2 protein-coding genes are annotated in these 3,020 nt (G+C 56.2%); both read left to right on the top strand.

Translation table 11 applies throughout. The features are described from left to right. The first annotated feature begins 14 nt into the window (after positions 1-14). The gene (locus tag HKN37_13925) at positions 15-1,868 is read left to right on the top strand and encodes a hypothetical protein (protein NNE47747.1); all 1,854 of its coding nucleotides are present in this window, start codon (positions 15-17) and stop codon (positions 1,866-1,868) included. Between the two features lie 35 nt (positions 1,869-1,903). Further along, a complete protein-coding gene (locus tag HKN37_13920; protein NNE47746.1) occupies positions 1,904-2,914 on the top strand; it encodes a hypothetical protein in 1,011 nt (336 codons plus the stop codon). The last annotated feature ends 106 nt before the right edge of the window (positions 2,915-3,020 follow it).

Below are 3,020 nucleotides of genomic sequence, written 5' to 3'. Positions count from 1 at the left end.
ACAATCCTTAAGCCATGAACATCTCCCGACCCAAAGACAGTATTCTGGGCGTAACGATATCGGGTCGATCTCTGCACGCCGTACTGGTTCAGGATGGTCCGGACGGACCGGAAGTCCTTCGACGCTTTGCACGTCAGCTGTCGTCTTCGTCGATCGGTTCGAGCGTTGAACTTCCCGGTTCGGCGAATGAGTCGCTAGACGACGATAGTCCCGTTGGAGATTTTACTATCGAGTTTGGCGGCGGCAATTCGTCGTCATCCGACCTGTTTTTGAGCTCCGAGTTCCAGGGTGTAGAGGGTGCGACAAGTGACGACGATGGCGGTGGCACGGTGAACGCCACGCTCGAAACCTTCGACATGGAAGTGGCCGAAATCCTGAGCGAGTGCGCCGAGTCGGGATTCCCCGACCCTTTCGTTTCATTCTGTGTTTCGTCCGCCCACGTGACGTGTGTTGAGCTCCAGATCGCCGAGGAAGCAGGTTCGAAGAAGAAGGAGGAGGCAGAAGACGAAAAGATTGATTCGGACGTGCTGATCGAACTCCTATCGGCACAGCTGGATACGCCCATTGATAACGAGCGTGTTGCCTTCCTGCCCATGACCCGATCGGATGCCGGCATGCGCAGGCGTCTGGCGATTCTGGCTAAGAACGCGGACCCCGTGGCCGGTACGCTCATCGCGATGCGCGATCGTAAGGTGCGGATGCCCGCCGTTCGTCTGATGGACTCTGAAGTGTCTGTCTATTTCGGCATGGCTCGTGCCGCGTACTACCTCTCGTCGGCCGAAGCCGGCATGGCGCTCGAGGATGATGCTGAAGATGCATCGTATGCACCTGCAGTTGCTCCGATGGACATGGGTCCCCGAAAGACGCTTGTCGTGAGGGCCGGAAGCGAGGATACGCTGGTCATGTTCTTGCAGGACGATGAGCTCTTGCACTACGAGAGTCTTCGCTCCATCACCACGTACGACGCGCCGGAAACGATTTGCAGCCGTGTGTTGCTGCTTCAGGATGAATATGGTGTTGGCGACGTGCAGCACGTACTGCTGCTGTCCGACGATCGCGAGGACGCTATCGTCGAGAGCTTCAAGATGTTCTTCTCGGATACGCGGGTCGAATCGATCCGCAAGTATCTGCCCAAGTTCGAATCCGACGACCAGGAATCGGCGAGCCCCAGCAATGCCGCTCTGGCCGTTGCCGTCGCACTGCGTCTTGTCAACGACGAGCTGTACCAGGGAGCGTTCGAGGATGTCAATCTTCTTCCGAAGAAGTTACTCCGGCGCCGAATCAAGCTGCCCGTCACGTGGCACGTGTTCGCATTGTATGGCGCACTCTTCATCACTGTGGTGTTCTTCGTCGGAAGGTACTTTACGATCGAGAGTGACATAAAGGCGAAGCGGTATAACGTCGAACAGTTTGCTGAAGATGTCGCATTTGCGGATCCTCTCGTCCTTCAGGCGCGCGTCGACAGTATCAACGCGATCACCCAGGGCTACCGTCGAGCACTCCTGGTTCTGGACTCCCTGCTGATCGGCAGCGACACGTGGAGCCGTTCTCTCGAGATGACAAATCGTGAGGCCGCCGTCGTCAAGGGCATCTGGGTTGATCGGTGGCGTCCGTCGGAAGGCAATGTGGTGATCCTCACGGGCAATGCCACGTCAAGGGATCGAATCGTTTCGCTTGCGGAGCGACTTGACGGTCAGATCAATGAACTTACCTTTTCAGAGATCCGCGAGGCGCCGGTGTACACCTTCGAGATGAGAGTACCTCTCAAGGTTGAGTTGCCCGAAGCGGCCAGGTACTTGCGTGAGCAGGTGGCCCGGGAAAACGTGGAAGCCAATTCCACACCGACCTCGGTCGCGTCATCCAACTAGTGATTTCCCCTCCGAACTCTACGAGCTACTAAGCGATGTCAAATCTTGGATACAACATCATTATCCTGGCGACCTGCTGGCTGTTGGTCACGGGAGCCGGGGTGTACGTCACGTACTTTGAGCAGCCTAAGGAGGTGGAGCGGCTCGAGAAAGCCGAGAAGCTCGCGCGCTTGCGCCAGGCCGAAGTCACGGCCCTGCTAGCCGAGGAATCGTCGTCTGCGCAGATGGCGCAGCAGATCATTACGAAGTGGAAGGCACGTTACAAGATCATTCCCGCCGCGCTCAAGACACCCGATATCGTCGGCTACCTGAACCGCCTCACGGCCGTGGGTTTCAAGAACTTCGACGTGAAGTTTGCCGGTAACCAGCGCGGCCAGGATTTCGGGACGTACACGTTCAAAGCGTCCGGGCGAGGCTACTATACGAGTCTCTACAAGTTCATCTGGGAAGTGGAGAACAACAGGAATTTCTACAGAGTCCGCAATCTTGCACTCGACCAGATCGATCTCGTCTCCGAGAACAAGGATACGGGCAAGAACGAACTTGAAGTTCTAGTTTCATTCAAGATGGACGTCGACGCCTACTATGGTGGAGTCACGGGACTGAGTGCCGGCGATGAAGGTATGGTGGGCTTGTTTGAATCCGACGGCCTGCCGATCACGCAGGCGGATGGCGCAGAACGCCCTCCGGTGCCGTCGTACGTTTTGCCGGAGATGAAGCCCATTACGAACCCGTTCTATCCTCTTATTCTCAACGCGATTCCGCCAAACACGTACGATTTGCTAGAAGTTGAGAATGCAGTCCTTGTCTCTATCGTCGGCGAAGACAAAGCCGTTTTTGTCGAGGGTGGAGAATATGTCACACTTGGACGCGGGGATCCTGTCTACCTCGGGCAGATCACACTGATCGATCCGACCGAGGGTCGAGTCCTTGCACGGCTGAATCGCGGCGGAATAATCGACGAAGTAGAAATGCTTCTTCAGACCGGCGAACGCTACCGTCAGGCAGTCGGCGACGTCCGTCTTTCACCCATCGAATCCCAGTAGAAAACCATCCATCAAGTGCGTTCTGGAGTAAGTACCATGAAGTTTAAGATCGCCTCAGCTCAAATGAAGTTGACCATGCTCAGCATGGTTGTAGTTGCGCTGTCGG

Source organism: Rhodothermales bacterium (assembly GCA_013002345.1).
Classification (GTDB): domain Bacteria; phylum Bacteroidota; class Rhodothermia; order Rhodothermales; family JABDKH01; genus JABDKH01.
Note: the sequence above shows the minus strand (reverse complement) of the source record. Positions and strands in the feature narration are given on the sequence as shown.

Coding starts and splice junctions, on each gene's coding strand:
- HKN37_13925 (NNE47747.1), top strand. CDS start 15: ATGAACATCTCCCGACCCAAAGACAGTATTCTGGGCGTAACGATATCG.
- HKN37_13920 (NNE47746.1), top strand. CDS start 1,904: ATGTCAAATCTTGGATACAACATCATTATCCTGGCGACCTGCTGGCTG.